The sequence below is a fragment of the Paracoccus alkanivorans genome (assembly GCF_003697785.1).
In the GTDB taxonomy this organism is placed as follows: domain Bacteria; phylum Pseudomonadota; class Alphaproteobacteria; order Rhodobacterales; family Rhodobacteraceae; genus Paracoccus; species Paracoccus alkanivorans.
The window spans coordinates 172,880-189,907 of the sequence record NZ_QOKZ01000003.1; the positions used below are offsets into that span (position 1 = coordinate 172,880).

Consider the following 17,028-nt stretch of genomic DNA (forward strand, 5'->3'; position numbering starts at 1 on the left):
AACCGCCTCCGGTTCAATAGATATAGCGTATCCGTTCGACCCAATAGGATTCGATCCCGCGCATTTGCTGGTTGACCTTCGCAAGGGGCGGCTCATTCAGGATGCCCGAGCACAGCAACCCCTCGGCATGGCGGATGAACAGCTCACGCATGATCCTGCGTATCCTCAACCCTTCGTCCGTCAGCCGGACCCGTACCGAGCGCCGGTCCAGGTCGCATCGCTCGTGATGGATATACCCCATCGTCACCAGCTTTTTCAGGTTATAGCTGACATTCGAACCCTGATACATACCGCGCGAGCGCAATTCGCCCGCGCTGACCTCGTCCTCGCCGAGGTTATAGAGGATCAGTGCCTGAACCGGGGTCAGTTCCTGCCGTCCGAGACGTTCGAACTCGTCCTTGATCAGGTCGAGCAGGCGCCGATGCAACCGTTCCAGCAATTGCAGGGTCTGCATATAGGTCTCGACATCCTCCGAAGCCCCGTCGGAGATTTCGCCCATATCCGGGACGATCCGAGCTTGTGGCACACGGGGAAGCATGGGCGGACTGTTCCTGTCTTGCATCTCGATTGACCCGAAGATGCCGTGAAAAAGCGAATCTTCGGTTAAATCTGCCCAGATACGGAAAATGCGGTCTATTTCACGGGTAGATCAACGCTCCGAAGCAGAAAGACTTCCGGCCGCATGGGCCGCGATCCTGTCCAGCATCGGCGCAAGCGCGGCTGGCCCTGCCACTTCTCCCTCTCCGCTCAAACGCGCGGTGATCCAGCGATAAAGATCCTGATCGTTCTCGGTCAGCAGCGCCTCGTAGAGGCCATAGTCAGCCTCGTCCAGATCCTTCAGCGGCCCGTCCGAAAACGGCCCGAGGATCAGATCCATCTCTTTCATGCCGCGCCGCCAGCTGCGCATCCGCAACCGCCGCAACCGGGTCTCGTGGCTCTCGGCCTCTGTCATCGCCCTGCTCTCCTTGCCGTTCCCGCCGATGCTTGTGGCCCGATGGCAAACAACCTATGCCATGACAGGACCAAGTTCAAACCGGCAGGACCAGCAGAATGGGCTTTCTTTCCGATACGCTCGCACGGGTGAAACCATCCCCCACCATCGCCATGACCACGCGCGCCGCCGAGCTGCGTGCCGCAGGCCGCGACATCATCGGCCTCTCTGCCGGAGAGCCCGATTTCGACACGCCGGAACATATCCGCGAAGCCGCCAAGGCAGCGATCGATGCCGGGCATACCCGCTATACGGCAGTGGACGGCACGCCATCGCTGAAGCGCGCCATCTGCGATAAATTCGCGCGAGAGAACGGGCTGGATTACGCGCCGTCGCAGATCACGGTCGGCACCGGCGGCAAGCAGATCCTGTTCAACGCGCTGATGGCCACGCTGAATCCCGGCGACGAGGTGATTATCCCCGCGCCCTATTGGGTCAGCTATCCGGACATGGTGTTGCTGGCCGGCGGAACGCCGGTCATCGTCCCCTGCGGCATCGAAGCGGGTTTCCGTCTCACCCCGCAGGCGCTGGAAGCCGCGATCACGCCACGCACGAAATGGCTGATCCTGAACTCGCCCTCGAATCCTTCCGGAGCCGGTTATGGCCGCGATCACATCCGGGCGCTGACCGATGTTCTGCTGCGTCATCCCGACATATGGGTGCTCAGCGACGACATCTATGAACATCTCGTCTTCGACGATTTCGAATTCACCACCCCGGCGCAGGTCGAACCGCGCCTGAAAGACCGCGTGCTGACGATGAACGGCGTCAGCAAGGCCTATGCCATGACCGGCTGGCGCATCGGCTACGGCGCGGGACCCGAGCCGCTGATCAAGGCGATGGCCAAGCTGCAATCGCAATCGACCTCGAATCCCTGCTCGATCAGCCAATATGCCGCCGAAGCCGCCCTGACCGGCCCGCAGGATTACATCTCGACCAGCCGCGAGGCGTTCCAGCGCCGCCGCGACCTGGTGGTGGAGGGGCTGAACGCCTGCCCCGGGATCGATTGCCCAACCCCGGAGGGCGCCTTCTATGTCTATCCCTCCATCAAGGGTCTGCTGGGCAAGATCTCTGCGGCCGGGACCCGGCTCGACAGCGACGAAGCCTTTGCCAATGCATTGCTGGAGGAAACCGGCGTCGCGGTGGTCTTCGGCGCGGCCTTCGGCCTCAGCCCGCATTTCCGCATCTCCTATGCGACCAGCGACGAGCAGCTAACCGAAGCCATCGCCCGCATCCGCCGCTTCTGCGAAAGCTGCACCTGAGGGCTGCCGCAGGGCGCGACCGCCTTCTTCTTCTTTGTCCAAATACCTGCGCCGCAGGCACGCCGCCCCACAAGGGGCGGCGTTCGCTCATTTCTCCGACCGGTCGTCCCGCCTGCCCGAATCGGCCTTCTTCACGTCCAGGTGACAGGGTATCTTGAATCTCCGGTTTTTTTCGGCCCGCCGTTTCGACCAGCGGTCAAGCCAGCGCCAGAAGCCCCGCATCCTCATGTTACAGTGCCGTCCAGCCGCCATCGACGCTGATCGTCGTCCCGGTGATCTGCGCCGCCGCGTCGCTGCACAGGAAGACGGTGGTATCGCCGATCTCCTCGACGGTGGCGAATTCCTTCGAGGGCTGGCGTTCCAGCATCACCTTCTTGATCACGTCCTCGCGGTTCATGCCGTATTCCTTCATCGTGTCGGGGATCTGCGCCTCGACCAGCGGGGTCAGGACATAGCCGGGACAAATCGCGTTGCAGGTGATCTTTTCCTGCGCGGTTTCCAGCCCGGTCACCTTGGTCAGGCCCACGACCCCGTGCTTGGCGGCGACATAGGCCGATTTGAACGGGCTCGCCGTCAGGCCATGGGCCGAGGCGATATTGACGATCCGCCCCCATCCCGCCTTGCGCATCAGCGGCAGAGCCGCCGCCGTGGTGTGAAAGGCGGAACTCATGTTGATGGCGATGATCGCATCCCATTTCTCCACCGGGAATTCCGGGATCGGCGTGACATGCTGGATACCGGCATTGTTGACCAGAATATCGCAGGCTCCGGCCTTTTCGATAAGCGCCCGGCATTCATCCGCGCTGGACATGTCGGCCTTGATGTAGCGCACCTTGACGCCATGCTCGCCCGCCATCTTCTCGGCCAGCGCGTGATCCTCGTCACTGTCGGTAAAGCTGTTCAGCACCACATCGGCGCCCGCCTTGGCCAGCCGATGAGCCACGCCCAGCCCGATACCGGAATTCGATCCCGTCACCACCGCTGTCTTGCCCGTCAGGAATTTTTCAAACATCACGTCCTCGAACTTGCGTTTCGCCTCTGGCCAGCTTAGCGGGTCGGACCGGTTGTTGCAGCCCGAAACGATTGCCTGCCTCGGATTGCGGAGCGGCTTGCCGATCACAATGACTTGCGGTCATTCGAAATGAGGGAACCCTTCTTGCGCCCCGGCACTTCCGGCATCGGCAGCCAGCGGAATGCTATCCGCTTCCATTCCGGGAGGACAAAAAAACGCCCGCACAAGGCGGGCGCAAGTCATGAGGCAGGTTTCATACAGGCAAGAAACCTATCGAGCAGTGAGTTATTTATACGCGAGTCGGCCTCCGAGTCCAACACCGAAGTTTTTCCCGGCATTGACGCATCACGGGCAAGCCTGTTGAAATCACGACCAAAGCAAGAATGACGAGGCGAGCGGCGATGCGAATCTACAAAATCCTTAACAATTGCGCGATGAGACGCCTGTTTCTTGCTGCCGCGCTGTCGATTGCAGGTGTTGCATCAATGCCGCTGGCAAGCCTTGCAGAACCTGCTCATGGCATTGCAATGTATGGAGAACCCGCCCTTCCCGACGGTTTTTTTCACCTGCCCTACGCGAATCCCGAGGCTCCGAAGGGCGGCACGATTCGGCTGGCGGAATCCGGCTCATTCGACTCGCTGAAGCCCTGGGTGCTGAAGGGCAATCCGGTCTGGCCGATCCTTTTTCAACCGGGACTTGTGACCGAAACGCTGATGTATCGCTCGATCGACGAGCCTTTCACGCTTTATGGGCTTTTGGCCGAATCCGTCGAAACCGATCCGGATCGCACCTGGGTTGAGTTTACCCTGCGTCCCGAGGCGCGGTTTTCGGATGGCTCCCCGGTCACTGTCGAGGATGTGATGTGGTCTTACGAGACCCTCGGCGAACAGGGCCATCCCCGCTATCTGGGCGCATGGTCGAAAGTGGCCAAGATGGAGCGAACCGGAGAGCGCACCATCCGTTTTACCTTCAAGGAACCGGATCGCGAGCTCGCCCTGTTGATGGGGATGCGGCCGATCCTCAAGAAGGCACAGTGGGAGGGCAAGGATTTCAGCCAGCCGGGGCTGGACAGGCCCATCGGCTCGGCCCCCTATGTCATCGACCGGGTCGATCCGGGGCGCATGATCAGCTTCAGGCGCAACCCTGATTACTGGGGCAAGGATCTTCCGCTAAATCGCGGCCTTCATAATTTCGACGAGATCCGCTTTGACTATTTCGGCGATTCCAACGCCATGTTCGAAGCCTTCAAAGCTGGCGATATCGATGTCTGGCGCGAATTGTCACCGTTGAAATGGGAAACAGAGTTCAATTTTCCCCTGCTGAATGAAGGCAAGGTCATCAAGTCAGAGATCGGGCATCGGCGGCCTTCGGGAATCATGGGGCTGGTGATGAATACCCGCAATCCGGTCTTTGCCGATTGGCGGATTCGGCAGGCCATGATCGAGGCGTTCAACTTCCAGTTCATCAACAATACGCTCAACGGTGGCATGGAGCCGCGGATCAGTTCTTATTTCGCCAATTCCACGTTGGCCATGCATCCCGGCCCCGCCGAAGGCCGGGTGCTCGAATTGCTGGAGCCATTCGCCGATGATCTGCCGCCCGGCACACTGGAAGGCTATGTTCTGCCCCAGGGCAGCAAACGCCCGCTCGACCGGGCTGGATTACGCAAGGCACTGAAATTGCTTGGTGATGCTGGTTGGACGGTGCAAAATGGTGTGCTTAAAGATCGTGATGGCCGTCCCTTCAGCTTCGAGATCCTGCTGAATCAGTCGGGCAGCGCGATGCGCGGTGCTTCGGAAATGCAGCAGATTGTCGATATCTATATCGAGGCGCTGCGCAATCTGGGGATCACGGCGCGCGTGACACTGCTGGATTCCGCGCAATTCGTGCAAAGGACGAATAACTACCAGTTCGACATGGCATGGTATGAACGTGCCCTGTCGCTGTCCCCCGGTAATGAGCAGATGCTTTATTGGGGACATGAGGGCGTGACACAGCCGGGCAGCCGTAACTGGATGGGCATGAACAGCCCCGCGGCCGAGGCGATCATCGGGGAAATCCTCAATTCGAAAGACCCCGAAGAGTTCAACGCCGCGGTTCGGGCGCTGGACCGGGTGCTGACAGCCGGGCGTTATGTGATTCCGGTCAGCTACCCACCCGTATCTCGTCTGGCTCATTCCGCCAAGCTGTTGTATCCTGATCAAAAACCTCTTTACGGAGACTGGCCGGGCTTCATGCCCGGGGTCTGGTGGCAGGAGACAAAGGAATGAGAGCAGTTATAATCGTCGCGCTGGCCTGCGGATTGCTGGCCAGCTGCAATACCGTCGCAGGTGTGGGCGAAGATATCACGGGCGTCGCCCTATGGGGTCAAGGCTTCTTAGGAGGGGGCTATTGATGAAATGGCATCACGTTCAGGCAAACTGGTCTGCTTTCTACGAGGCCATCGCGGATAAATGGCCCGAGGTCGACGAGGCCGATCTGGACGAGATCGATGGCGATCAGCGTGCCTTCATCGCCTATCTGGCCGAAGCGACCGGGCAGGAGCCCGCGGAAATACGGGAAGAATTGCGCGAATGGCTGAGAGGAGAGATCCCATCGGACATCGTCATGGACCCGATCCACGATAACCACTCCATCGCGCTCAGTTCGAAATACGTGAACGAGGGCGAGGATGAATATGACGACGACGCCCATTTCGGTGACGATCAGGACGACTAAGAGCCTCGCCATCCGCTACCTGACAGACAAGCCGGCGCCGGTCAGTGCCCCATCAGTTCATGATGAACCATCATCGATTTGACTGCCTGGTCAATCAGAAGCCGGCGGTCATTTCAGGTTGAGCAATTACAGGCGATCTGACAAAGGCTGCACGAGTGCGAAAAGTGACGGCAAGCGGAAGGGCGGCCGCAATGACCAATATTGTGAAAATCGCCGTGGGCAGCATCGTCGTGGGCTTCGTGGTATTGGCACTGAAGCTGCTGGCATGGTGGATGACCGGCTCTGTCGCGCTGCTGTCGGATGCGCTGGAAAGCACGGTCAATGTCGCCACTGCCATCGCCGCCCTGATCGCCATCCGCGTCGCCGCCCGCCCTGCGGATGCCAGCCACCCCTATGGCCACCACAAGGCGGAATTCTTCAGCGCGGTGCTGGAGGGCGTCATGATCATCCTCGCGGCCTTGCTGATCATGCGCGAGGCCTATCTGGGCTTTCGCACCCCGCCTGAGCTCGACGCTCCATTCCCGGGCCTGGCGGTCAATGCGGTCGCAGGCGTTCTCAACGCGATCTGGTGCCGGGTGTTGATATCGCGCGGAGGGCGGCTTGGCTCCCCTGCCCTGGTTGCGGATGGCAGGCATCTGCTGACCGATGTGATCACCTCGGGCGCGGTGCTGCTGGGGGTTGTGCTTGCCGTGACGACCGGCTGGACCGTTCTGGATCCGCTTCTGGCCGGGCTGGTCGGGCTGAATATCCTTTGGACCGGCTGGAAACTGACCGCCTCGTCGCTTAGCGGGCTGATGGACGAAGCGGTATCGGACGAGACGCTGGAACTGATCCGGGATGTGATCTCGGACCGCGCGACCGGAGCCATCGAGGCCCATGACCTGCGCACCCGCCATGCCGGGCGTGTGACCTTCATCGATTTCCATCTAGTCGTGGATGGCCAGACCACCGTGGACGACGCACATGGCATCTGCGACCGGATCGAGCAATCACTGCTTGCGAAACTACCCGAGGCGCAGATCACCATCCATGTCGAGCCGGAACATATGGCCAAGCATTCCGGCGTTCTGGTGCTGTAGCGGCTCCCGGGCGTCAGACATTCAGCGAAATAATGAAGTCCCGATCCGCCGGACGCGCCCAATAGGCCAACCCGCCCCGGGTAAAGCAATGCCCATATCCTGCCCCGGTCAGCAGGTCGGCACAATTCTCCAGGTTGTCTTCGACCAGGATGATCGGCTCGAATCGTCCTATCGTCGCCATGCCCCCATTCAGCACGCTGCTTTCATGGCCCTCGACGTCCAACTGGATCAAGCAGAGGTCCTCGAAGGGTAAATCATCGATCCTGAATGTCGGCACAAGCTCTGACCGGCCCTCATGCTTATCCTAAAAGCCCGATGCACCGCCCAAGAATTTTCCGTCCGCGTCATGCGTCGCGATCTCCGTCAGGCCATTGCGGTCCGAAAGGGCTCCATTGACCAAGATGACATTGCTTAAACCAAGCCTCTCGGCATTCTTCTTGGCCAGAAAGAAATTCTCGAGTACCGGTTCAAAGGCATAGAGTGTCTTCGCCGAACGTGAGTAAGTATGCAGCATATCACCGAAAAACGTGCCCGCATGAATCGCCGCACCGTTTTTCCTGTAGTCGAGTATCTTTTTGAAGCTGAGATGGGAAAACGGCTCGTAATATCGGCCTGCAAGGCTCTTCCGCACTGCGGGGCGGTGGGTGGCCCTGCGCGGCACGTCCAGTTCGATTTCATATCCAAGCTGATCATGACGCACTCGCACCCTGACGATCGGTATCTTGTAAACATCCCGGGTTACGACACTCATCCTGAACCTCCCGCATTCCGGATCACCTGATGACAAGACCAGCCTGCCATGGATATTGCGGTTTCGTCGTCCGGTCCGGAACCGGAGGAAAGGCACATACCTTCAGGCCGCCAGCCGCAGCCAGACCGGCACGTGGTCACTTGGTTTCTCGGCTGCGCGGGCTTCACGGTCCACGCCGGTTTCGGCCAGCAGATCGGCGGCTTGCGGCGACAGCAGCAGGTGATCTATCCGAATACCGTCATCCTTGTTCCAGGCGCCGCCCTGGAAATCCCAGAAGGTGAAAGGCCCGCGTGCAGACCACGGATCGCGGATGCGGATCGCATCGGTCCAGCCTTGCCACTGGATGGCCCGCAGCATGGCGCGGCTTTGCGGCAGGAACAGCGCGTCATCCACCCATTTGCCGGGATTGGCGGCATCGCGCGGCTCGGGGATGATGTTGTAGTCGCCCAGCATCACCACCGGCATTTCACTGGCAAGCAATTCCGCAGCCCGTATTCGCAAACGCTCCATCCATGCCAGTTTGTAATCGTATTTCGGCCCCGGCACCGGGTTGCCATTGGGCAGATACAAGCCCGCGATCCGCACCGCCTTTTCCCCGGTAACGGTCGCCTCGATATAGCGCGCCTGCTCGTCCCCGTCGTCGCCGGGCAGGCCGCACATCACATCCTCCAAAGGCAATTTCGACAGGATGGCGACACCGTTGAAACCCTTTTGCCCATGGGTTTCGATATTCCAGCCCAGATCCTCGAAATGCGCGCGCGGGAAGGCCTCGTCGAGAGATTTGATCTCTTGCAGGACCACGACATCCGCCCCGGCCGCGTTCAGCCAGTCGGTCAACGCCGCGATCCGCGCCTTGATACCGTTGATATTGAAAGATGCGATCTTCATGCCGGCATCTTGGGCGGACTGGGCAGGAATGGCAACGGGCAAAAACCTGCGGCTGCTGCCTCCAACAAAAAAGCAGCGCAAACGGGCCGCTTTCCTTGTACTTCATCCCATGCGCCGGATACTGCCCAGCCCCTGTTCAGAAATGATACGATGCCCGTAGTTGGAACAAGTTGAAGTCAATATTGGCCCTATTCCTAGCGACCTCATCTTCTTCTTTATAATGCTGCTTGCTGTATTCAGCGCCCAACGTAAAACCTCCTGTCACTTTGAAATCAACGCCAGCCCCGAATACGTAGCCGTCACTCGAAGAATCGTTGTCGAACGAAACGCGGGCCGTGCCAAAAGTCACATAAGGCAGAAAGCGGTCAAGGTCATAACCAACGCGCGTTTTCACCAAGAGGTTATCAAGCTTGATGGTTTCGCCGTCTGCGCTCGCAGAGATGCGAGCATGAGCCAATTCGGCACCAACAACGACCCGACTGTAGTCGCCCTGATAGCCGATATGCAGACCGGGGCCGACAAGATCCAAGTCAAACTTCTCGTCCTGGTTATCCAAGATTATTTCGGAAGAACCTTTTTCATACTGGATACCGGCATAAAAACCCGCCCAGTCATGATCCGATCCGGTCGATCCGATGGCAGTCGGGGATGCGTAACCGGCGGAAAGCGCCGGTGTCGCCGCACAGATTGCAGCGGCAACTACATTGGACAGTTTCATTCTTTCTCCATTCAACGTCACTCACGTCAAATGGATTTGTCCCGCAAATAGATAAACAAAGAGTATATGATTGCGAGTTCGGTTTGGCTCAGACCGCAACCCTTATCCCGTTACAAAGAAAATGACGTTCCGCAGCCGCAGCTCGAGGTCACGTTCGGGTTGTCGATGGTGAAACGCGCGCCGATCAGTTCGTCGGTGAAATCGATCACCGCACCGGCCAGATAGGGCAGCGATACCGGATCGACCACGACCTTCTGGCCACCGCCTTCCAGCACAAGATCATCCTCCTCGGCCTTGTCCAGCCGGATGTCATACTGAAAACCCGAGCATCCGCCGCCCGCCACCGCCACTCGCAGGGGGCGGATCTCGCCCGAGATATTGATCTCGGCAAGCTGGGCGAATGCGCGTTCTGTCACTTTTGGAGGCACGTTCATGGGGCGTTCCCGTTCTCAAAGACACGCATGGAATATAGGCTTGCCGCGCATCTCTCGCAAGGATGGTCCATGACTGCGCCCTATGCCTGCCAGCCCCAAGACAGCCGCGGCCGCCTCTGGCCCGAACGCATGTCGACCTTCCGTTCGCCATGGCAGCGCGACCGGGACCGGATCATCCATTCCTCGGCCTTCCGGCGGCTGAAGCACAAGACGCAGGTCTTTGTCGAGCATGACGGCAAGGAATATCGTGGCGATTATTTCCGCACCCGCCTGACCCACACGATCGAGGTCGCGCAGGTCGCCCGCACCATTGCCGGGGCGCTGGATCTGAACACCGATCTGGCCGAGGCCGTGGCGCTGGCCCATGATCTTGGCCATCCGCCCTTTGGTCATACCGGCGAGGATGCGCTGGCCGCGCTGATGGAGCCTTATGGCGGCTTCGATCACAACGCGCAGGCGCTGCGCATCGTCACGCGGCTGGAACGGCATTACGCAGATTTCGACGGGCTCAACCTGACATGGGAGACGCTGGAGGGTATCGCCAAGCATAACGGTCCCATATTGGACCGGGATGACGCGGGTGATCCCGTCCCCTCGCCGCTGCCCTATGCACTGGCCGAAGTCGATGCAGCCTGGGACCTGGAACTGCACACGAATGCCAGCGCCGAGGCGCAGGTGGCGGCGGTGGCCGATGACGTCGCCTATAACCATCACGACCTGCATGACGGGCTGCGCGCCGAATTGTTCACCGAAGAGGAACTGGCGGAACTGCCGGTCATCGGCCCGGCCTTCGCCGAAGTTGACCGTCTCCATCCCGGCCTCGACCGGATGCGGCGGCGGCACGAAGCGCTGCGGCGTGTATTCGGCGTCATGGTCGAGGATGTGATCGCGGTAGCCGAAAACCGTCTGGCCGGGTTGCAACCGCAATCGGCGCAGGAAATCCGCGACATGGAGGGGCCGATCATTCGCTTCTCGAAACCGCTTTATCAGAATATCAAGGCCATCAAGTCCTTCCTGTTCCAGCGGATGTATCGCGCGCCCTCGGTCGTCGATGAACGCCACCGCGTCACGAAAATCGTCAACGAGATGTTCCCGCTCTTCATGAAGGATCCTGCGAAGATGCCCGAAAGCTGGCAGCGTGCCATCCTGCAAGCTGGCGATGAAACGGAGCGCGCCCGAATCGTTCTCGACTATGTCGCAGGGATGACCGACCGCTATGCCATTGCCGAACATCAGCGCCTGTTCCCGGGGTAAGCGATCCGGGACACGCCGGGAGCTTAACGGATTATCAACGCCACTCATGATCTTGTAGAAAATTATGAATTTGCGGACAGCTCGATCACTCCCTATGTTGCGGGCTTCCTGACCAAGGGTGACGACCATGACCGGCAGACTGACTCCCTCCCCCGTATTCAAGGCGCTGAACAGCGCCGCAGCCGAGCGTATCCTGATCCTCGACGGCGCAATGGGCACTCAGATCCAGGCCCTGGGGCTGGACGAGGACGACTATACCGGGCGCGCATCGGGCCATGCCTGCCGCCATCATTCCGAGCATCCGCAGAAGGGCAATAACGACCTGTTGATCCTGACGCAGCCCGAAGCGGTCGAGGAGATCCATTACCGCTATGCCAAGGCGGGCGCCGATATTGTCGAGACGAACACATTCTCGTCAACCACGATCGCGCAGGCCGATTACGGGCTGCAATCGGCGGTGCATGACCTGAATGCCGAGGGCGCGCGCGTCGTGCGCCGGGCACTGGACCGTGCCACGGCCGAGGACGGCAAGCCCCGTTTCGTCGCCGGGGCACTGGGGCCGACCAACCGGACCGCCTCGATCAGCCCGGACGTGAACGATCCGGGCTTTCGCGCCGTGACCTTCGACGAGCTTCGTATCGCCTATCTGCAACAGGCGACGGGGTTGATCGAGGGCGGCGCGGATATCCTGCTGATCGAGACGATCTTCGACACACTGAACGCCAAGGCCGCCATCTTCGCCTGCCTTCAGGCGATGGAGGCGCATGGACAGGCGCTGCCGCTGATGATCTCGGGCACGATCACCGATGCTTCGGGGCGCACCCTGTCGGGGCAGACGCCGACGGCCTTCTGGCATTCCGTCAGCCATGCGCGGCCCTGGACGGTGGGGCTGAATTGCGCGCTTGGTGCCGCCGCCATGCGTCCGCACCTGGCCGAGATGGCCGGGGTGGCCGACACGCTGATCTGCGCCTACCCCAATGCCGGGCTGCCCAACGCCTTCGGCCAATATGACGAAGGCCCGCAGGATACCGCCGAACAGGTGGCCGAATTCGCCCGCGAAGGGCTGGTGAATGTCGTCGGCGGTTGCTGCGGCACGACCCCCGAACATATCTCTGCCATCGCCGAGGCCGTGGCCGAATTCAGCCCGCGAAAGGTTCCCGAATATGCCTGACCGCCAGCTCCGCCTCTCCGGTCTCGAACCCTTCGTCCTGACGCCCGATATTCCCTTCGTGAATATCGGCGAGCGCACGAATGTCACCGGCTCGGCCCGGTTCCGCAAGCTGATCACCAATCGCGACTATGCCACCGCGCTGGAAGTCGCCCGCGATCAAGTCGAGAACGGCGCCCAGATCATCGATGTGAACATGGATGAGGGGCTGATCGACTCGAAGGCGGCGATGGTCGAGTTCCTGAACCTGCTGGCGGCGGAACCCGATATCGCCCGCGTGCCGATCATGATCGACAGTTCCAAATGGGAGGTGATCGAGGCCGGGCTGCAATGCGTGCAGGGCAAATCGGTGGTGAACTCGATCAGCCTCAAGGAGGGCGAGGAACAGTTCCGCCATCATGCGGGCCTGTGCCTGGCCTATGGCGCGGCAGTCGTGGTCATGGCCTTTGACGAACAGGGACAAGCCGACACCCTGCAACGCAAGACCGAGATCTGTGCCCGCGCCTACAGGATCCTGACCGAAGAGCTGGACTTTCCCCCCGAGGATATCATCTTCGATCCCAATATCTTCGCCGTGGCGACGGGGATCGAGGAGCATAACAATTACGGCGTCGATTTCATCGAGGCCACCCGCTGGATCCGCCGGAACCTGCCGCATGCGCATGTCTCGGGCGGGGTGTCCAACCTTTCGTTCAGCTTCCGCGGCAACGAGCCCGTGCGCGAGGCAATGCATGCCGTGTTCCTCTATCACGCCATCCAGGCGGGAATGGACATGGGCATCGTCAATGCCGGGCAATTGGCGGTCTATGACCAGATCGACCCGGATCTGCGCGAAGCCTGCGAGGACGTGGTTCTCAACCGCCGCGAAGACGCGACCGAGCGGCTCCTGGACATCGCCGAACGCTATCGCGGCGAGGGCGGCAAGGAGAAGCGCGAAAAAGATCTGTCATGGCGCGAATGGACCGTCGAGAAGCGGCTGGAACATGCATTGGTCAACGGCATCACCGAATATGTCGAGGCCGATACCGAAGAGGCACGGCAATCCGCCGCCCGCCCGCTCGACGTGATCGAGGGGCCGCTGATGGCCGGAATGAATGTCGTCGGCGACCTGTTCGGCGCGGGCAAGATGTTCCTGCCGCAGGTGGTGAAATCCGCCCGCGTGATGAAACAGGCCGTCGCCGTGCTGCTGCCCTATATGGAAGAGGAGAAGCGCCTCAATGGCGGCACCGAGCGCGAAACCGCCGGCAAGGTGCTGATGGCCACCGTGAAGGGCGATGTGCATGATATCGGCAAGAATATCGTCGGTGTCGTGCTGGCCTGCAACAATTACGAGGTGATCGACCTGGGCGTGATGGTGCCCTCGCAGAAGATCCTCGAGGTGGCGAAGGAACAGAATGTCGATATCATCGGCCTGTCCGGCCTGATCACCCCGTCGCTGGACGAAATGGTGCATGTCGCCTCGGAAATGGAGCGCGAGGGTTTCAACGTTCCCCTGCTGATCGGCGGGGCCACAACGTCCAAGATCCATACCGCCGTCAAGATCTCGCCACGCTACCACAAGGGCGCCGCCGTCTATGTGACCGATGCCAGCCGCGCGGTGGGCGTGGTATCCTCGCTGCTCAGCCCGGCACAGCAGCAGGCCTATGTGGAAAATATCCGCAGCGAATATGCCGAGGTCGCCGACCGCCACGAACGCAACGAGGCCGCCAAGCAGCGCCTGCCCCTGTCCGCCGCCCGCGCCAATGCGCTGAAACTGGACTGGACGGGGTTCAGGGCCACCGCCCCTTCCTTCACCGGCACGCGCGTCATCGACGATTGGGACCTGTCCGAGATCGCCCGCTATATCGACTGGACGCCGTTCTTCCAGACATGGGAGTTGAAAGGCGTTTTCCCCCGCATCCTCGAGGACGAGAAGCAGGGCGAGGCGGCGCGGACGCTCTATACTGAGGCGCAGGAGATGCTGGCCCGGATCATCGAGGGCAAATGGTTCCGCCCGCGCGCCGTGGTCGGCTTCTGGCCCGCCAATGCGGTGGGCGACGACATCCGCCTTTATACCGGCGAGGACCGGGGCGAGACCCTGGCCATGCTGCACACGCTGCGCCAGCAGGTAGCCAAGCGCGGCGGGCGCCCGAATGTGGCCCTGTCCGATTTCGTCGCCCCCGAAGGCGCGGGGCCGGATTATGTCGGTGGCTTCGTGGTGACGGCAGGCCCCGAGGAATCCGAGATCGCCACCCGTTTCGAGCGCGCCAATGATGATTACTCCGCCATCATGGTCAAGGCGCTGGCCGACCGCATCGCCGAGGCCATGGCCGAGATGCTGCATGAACGCACCCGCAAGGAATTCTGGGGCTATGCGCCGAACGAGGCTTATTCCCCCGAGGAACTGATCGCCGAACCCTATAACGGCATCCGTCCCGCCCCCGGCTATCCGGCCCAGCCCGATCATACCGAGAAGCAGACATTGTTCGACCTTCTGGATGCAGAGGCCGCAGCGGGCGTGAAACTGACCGAAAGCATGGCCATGTGGCCCGGCTCATCGGTGTCGGGCCTCTATATCGGCCATCCCGAGGCCTATTATTTCGGAGTCGCCAAGGTCGAGGAGGACCAGGTCCGCGATTACGCTGCGCGCAAGGGCATGTCCATCGAGGAAACCGAGCGCTGGCTGGCCCCGATCCTGAATTATGTGCGAACGGACGCGGTGGCCTGACCGGACTGGTCACCGCGCATTCTTCTTTGTCCAAATATCTCAGACAGACGATATGGAAAATATGGCGGACCCGGGACGATTCGAACGCCCGACCCCCAGATTCGTAGTCTGGTGCTCTATCCAGCTGAGCTACGGGTCCGTTGTAGGGGGCTGATCTAGCGCCCCACTACAGGAGATGCAAGGGGGATCACATGAAAAAAAGCAGAATCCGGTCAGCGCGCCGCCGCCGTCTGACCGGGCGATAGCACATTCATATGACGCGGGATGCGAATCATGAATTCGCTGCCTTCGGCATCGCTGCGCAACAGTTCGAGTCGCCCGCCATGATTGCGGATCAGATCGGCGGCTATCGTCAGACCAAGACCTGTGCCGCCCTTACGGGCGCTGCCGGCAAAGGGCTGGAACAGATACTCCCGCGCCCTGTCCGGCAAACCGGGTCCATTGTCGCCGACACGAATCCACCATTCACTGTCACTTTCGTCCGCGCCCAGTTCGATCATGCCGGGCTGCCCCGTCCCCTCGATCGCCTGCCGGGCATTACGTGCAAGGTTGGTCAGCACGCGATACAGCTGATCCCGGTCCGCACGTATCGTGAGGCTGGGGGGAATATCGGTCAGGAACTCGACCTGACCCGCAGTCGTGGCCGCCAATGTTTCGGCCTCGATGACCTCGGCCGCCAATTGGGCAAGATTGAAGCGTGTCAAGGAGGGCATGGGCTCTTCGGCCTTGCCGAATGCCAATGTCGTTTCGCACAGCGTCACGGCACGGGTAATGGAATTGAGCAGCTTGGGCGCCGCGCGCCTGACCTTTGGATCGGCGCTGTCCTCAAGCCGGTCCGCAAAGATCTGTGCCGTTGTCAGGATATTGCGCAGGTCGTGGCTGATCTTGGCCACCGCCTGACCCAGTTGCGCCATCCGCTCTTTCTGTTTCAGCGACGATGTAACCGTCTTCTGCATCGATTCCAGCGCGGTTTCAGCATCGCGCAACTCCACCAGCCGGGCATTCGGGCTGATGATATGCCGCGGATCCTCGGGGGCGCTGGCATATGCCGACATATGGCTGATGACACGGCGCATCGGCACCAGGATCAGGCGCTGTGCGGCAAGATTCAGAAGGATGGCAGTCAGGATCGAGAATGCCGCCGATGTTGCCAGCAGACGCAGACCAAACTCGATCATGGCGGAACGCAGCGGGGCCGTCCGCATGGTGATCTCGATGAGTTGCCCGGCCTGATTGACAGGTGCGCCGATGATCCGAATCACCTGGTCCCTGGGTTCCCACAGGGTCACGACGGCATCCATGATCGATTGCCACGGCCGGGTTTCCCGCAAATCGTAGGTCACCGCGACCGGCCCGGGAATCGGAGAGGACAACACAAGCTGCCGGATATCGTCACGCCGCAGGACCACGTTGAAAACCCCGGCATTCTGCAACAGTTCTGATTCCAGATCGCTGGCCAATGCGTCATCGGTCGCCAGCAATGCGAGACTGGCGATCTGGGCGCGTTCCAGCCTTGATTCCAGATAGTCCTGGCGAAAACCGGATAGCGCAGGCAAGAGAATGAACATCTCAGCCAGTATGACGAAAATGATCGTCAACGCAGCGAATCGGCCAGAGATCGTGTTCAGTCGCATTTCGTCCCGGATATAGTGCGGCAAACCTGACACATATGCAGAACCGCGCGCATTTTACACATTGAACAAAGTTTTCCGCCCTTGAGTTCCCGGATATGTTTCCCGCGACCGTGGCAGCTTTGCCGCAGGTTGGCAGTTGACGTCGCAAGAAGCCTGCACTATCCAGCGGGCTTCGAACAACCGGCGCGTCAGCGTGCGGGGTCATGATCTGTCGACCACCCCGCTGTAGACCGCCACCCGCAAGCTACGACCCGGAGACAGGAATATGAAGCGCACTTTTCAACCTTCGAACCTCGTTCGTGCGCGCCGTCACGGCTTTCGCGCCCGCATGGCCACCAAAGGCGGCCGCCGCGTGCTGAACGCCCGTCGCGCCAAAGGCCGCAAGCGTCTGTCGGCCTGATCGCATCCCGGT

Annotated in this window: 18 protein-coding genes and 1 tRNA gene; 9 read left to right on the forward strand and 10 right to left on the reverse strand. The window is 60.7% G+C overall.

Annotated elements, in window-relative coordinates:
* Positions 1-13: 13 nt before the first annotated feature.
* Both C9E81_RS09085 and C9E81_RS09090 read right to left on the reverse strand, forming a co-directional pair.
* A complete protein-coding gene (locus C9E81_RS09085; RefSeq protein WP_243698586.1) occupies positions 14-499 on the reverse strand; it encodes a MarR family winged helix-turn-helix transcriptional regulator in 486 nt (161 codons plus the stop codon).
* Positions 500-649: 150 nt separating this feature from the next.
* The gene (locus C9E81_RS09090) at positions 650-952 is read right to left on the reverse strand and encodes an FAD assembly factor SdhE (protein ID WP_243698587.1); all 303 of its coding nucleotides are present in this window, start codon (positions 950-952) and stop codon (positions 650-652) included.
* A 98-nt stretch (positions 953-1,050) separates the two neighbouring features.
* Between C9E81_RS09090 and C9E81_RS09095 the strand changes: the two genes are divergently transcribed.
* Positions 1,051-2,253 carry a pyridoxal phosphate-dependent aminotransferase gene (locus C9E81_RS09095; RefSeq protein WP_122112012.1) on the forward strand — a complete coding sequence of 401 codons (1,203 nt, stop codon included), beginning with the start codon at positions 1,051-1,053 and terminating at the stop codon, positions 2,251-2,253.
* Positions 2,254-2,482: 229 nt separating this feature from the next.
* Here C9E81_RS09095 and C9E81_RS09100 read toward each other — a convergent pair whose 3' ends face one another.
* Positions 2,483-3,265, reverse strand: coding sequence for a 3-hydroxybutyrate dehydrogenase (locus C9E81_RS09100; protein ID WP_122112403.1), 783 nt, complete (start codon positions 3,263-3,265; stop codon positions 2,483-2,485).
* 401 nt (positions 3,266-3,666) lie between these two features.
* Between C9E81_RS09100 and C9E81_RS09105 the strand changes: the two genes are divergently transcribed.
* The 4 genes from C9E81_RS09105 (at position 3,667) to C9E81_RS09115 (ending at position 7,062) form a co-directional block, all read left to right on the forward strand.
* On the forward strand, positions 3,667-5,535 hold the full coding sequence (locus tag C9E81_RS09105; RefSeq protein WP_122112013.1) for an extracellular solute-binding protein: 1,869 nt from the start codon (positions 3,667-3,669) through the stop codon (positions 5,533-5,535).
* Positions 5,532-5,660 (forward strand): hypothetical protein, encoded by a 129-nt coding sequence (locus tag C9E81_RS23530; RefSeq protein WP_279432711.1) that lies wholly within the window; start codon positions 5,532-5,534, stop codon positions 5,658-5,660. The genes C9E81_RS09105 and C9E81_RS23530 overlap by 4 nt, the downstream gene beginning before the upstream one ends.
* Positions 5,660-5,983, forward strand: a complete 324-nt coding sequence (locus C9E81_RS09110; RefSeq protein ID WP_122112014.1) for a hypothetical protein — start codon at positions 5,660-5,662, stop codon at positions 5,981-5,983. Before C9E81_RS23530 ends, C9E81_RS09110 begins: the two co-directional genes overlap by 1 nt.
* 191 nt (positions 5,984-6,174) lie before the next feature.
* Entirely contained in the window at positions 6,175-7,062 is an 888-nt protein-coding gene (locus C9E81_RS09115; RefSeq protein ID WP_122112015.1) for a cation diffusion facilitator family transporter, read from the forward strand.
* A 13-nt stretch (positions 7,063-7,075) separates the two neighbouring features.
* Here the strand turns inward: C9E81_RS09115 and C9E81_RS09120 are convergent, their stop codons facing one another.
* The 5 genes from C9E81_RS09120 to C9E81_RS09140 form a co-directional block, all read right to left on the reverse strand.
* Complete coding sequence (locus C9E81_RS09120) at positions 7,076-7,339, reverse strand: FkbM family methyltransferase (RefSeq protein WP_122112016.1); 264 nt, start codon at positions 7,337-7,339, stop codon at positions 7,076-7,078.
* 27 nt (positions 7,340-7,366) lie between these two features.
* Positions 7,367-7,813: a class I SAM-dependent methyltransferase gene (locus C9E81_RS09125; RefSeq protein ID WP_122112017.1), complete on the reverse strand. Its 447-nt coding sequence runs from the start codon at positions 7,811-7,813 to the stop codon at positions 7,367-7,369.
* Positions 7,814-7,915: 102 nt separating this feature from the next.
* Complete coding sequence (gene xth, locus C9E81_RS09130; RefSeq protein ID WP_122112404.1) at positions 7,916-8,701, reverse strand: exodeoxyribonuclease III; 786 nt, start codon at positions 8,699-8,701, stop codon at positions 7,916-7,918.
* 136 nt (positions 8,702-8,837) lie between these two features.
* Positions 8,838-9,419, reverse strand: coding sequence for an outer membrane protein (locus C9E81_RS09135; RefSeq protein ID WP_122112018.1), 582 nt, complete (start codon positions 9,417-9,419; stop codon positions 8,838-8,840).
* 110 nt (positions 9,420-9,529) lie between these two features.
* Positions 9,530-9,853: a HesB/IscA family protein gene (locus tag C9E81_RS09140; protein ID WP_122112019.1), complete on the reverse strand. Its 324-nt coding sequence runs from the start codon at positions 9,851-9,853 to the stop codon at positions 9,530-9,532.
* Between the two features lie 27 nt (positions 9,854-9,880).
* Here C9E81_RS09140 and C9E81_RS09145 point away from each other — a divergent pair, with 27 nt between their 5' ends.
* The 3 genes from C9E81_RS09145 (at position 9,881) to metH (ending at position 14,982) form a co-directional block, all read left to right on the forward strand.
* Positions 9,881-11,107 carry a deoxyguanosinetriphosphate triphosphohydrolase gene (locus tag C9E81_RS09145; protein WP_122112020.1) on the forward strand — a complete coding sequence of 409 codons (1,227 nt, stop codon included), beginning with the start codon at positions 9,881-9,883 and terminating at the stop codon, positions 11,105-11,107.
* Positions 11,108-11,234: 127 nt separating this feature from the next.
* On the forward strand, positions 11,235-12,278 hold the full coding sequence (locus C9E81_RS09150; RefSeq protein ID WP_122112021.1) for a homocysteine S-methyltransferase family protein: 1,044 nt from the start codon (positions 11,235-11,237) through the stop codon (positions 12,276-12,278).
* On the forward strand, positions 12,271-14,982 hold the full coding sequence (gene metH, locus C9E81_RS09155; RefSeq protein ID WP_122112022.1) for a methionine synthase: 2,712 nt from the start codon (positions 12,271-12,273) through the stop codon (positions 14,980-14,982). The genes C9E81_RS09150 and metH overlap by 8 nt, the downstream gene beginning before the upstream one ends.
* 62 nt (positions 14,983-15,044) lie before the next feature.
* Here metH and C9E81_RS09160 read toward each other — a convergent pair.
* Both C9E81_RS09160 and C9E81_RS09165 read right to left on the reverse strand, forming a co-directional pair.
* Positions 15,045-15,121: transfer RNA gene (locus C9E81_RS09160), tRNA-Arg, on the reverse strand.
* Between the two features lie 73 nt (positions 15,122-15,194).
* A complete protein-coding gene (locus C9E81_RS09165; protein WP_122112023.1) occupies positions 15,195-16,616 on the reverse strand; it encodes a sensor histidine kinase in 1,422 nt (473 codons plus the stop codon).
* Positions 16,617-16,881: 265 nt separating this feature from the next.
* Here C9E81_RS09165 and rpmH point away from each other — a divergent pair, with 265 nt between their 5' ends.
* Complete coding sequence (gene rpmH, locus C9E81_RS09170; protein ID WP_028725980.1) at positions 16,882-17,016, forward strand: 50S ribosomal protein L34; 135 nt, start codon at positions 16,882-16,884, stop codon at positions 17,014-17,016.
* Positions 17,017-17,028 lie beyond the last annotated feature (12 nt).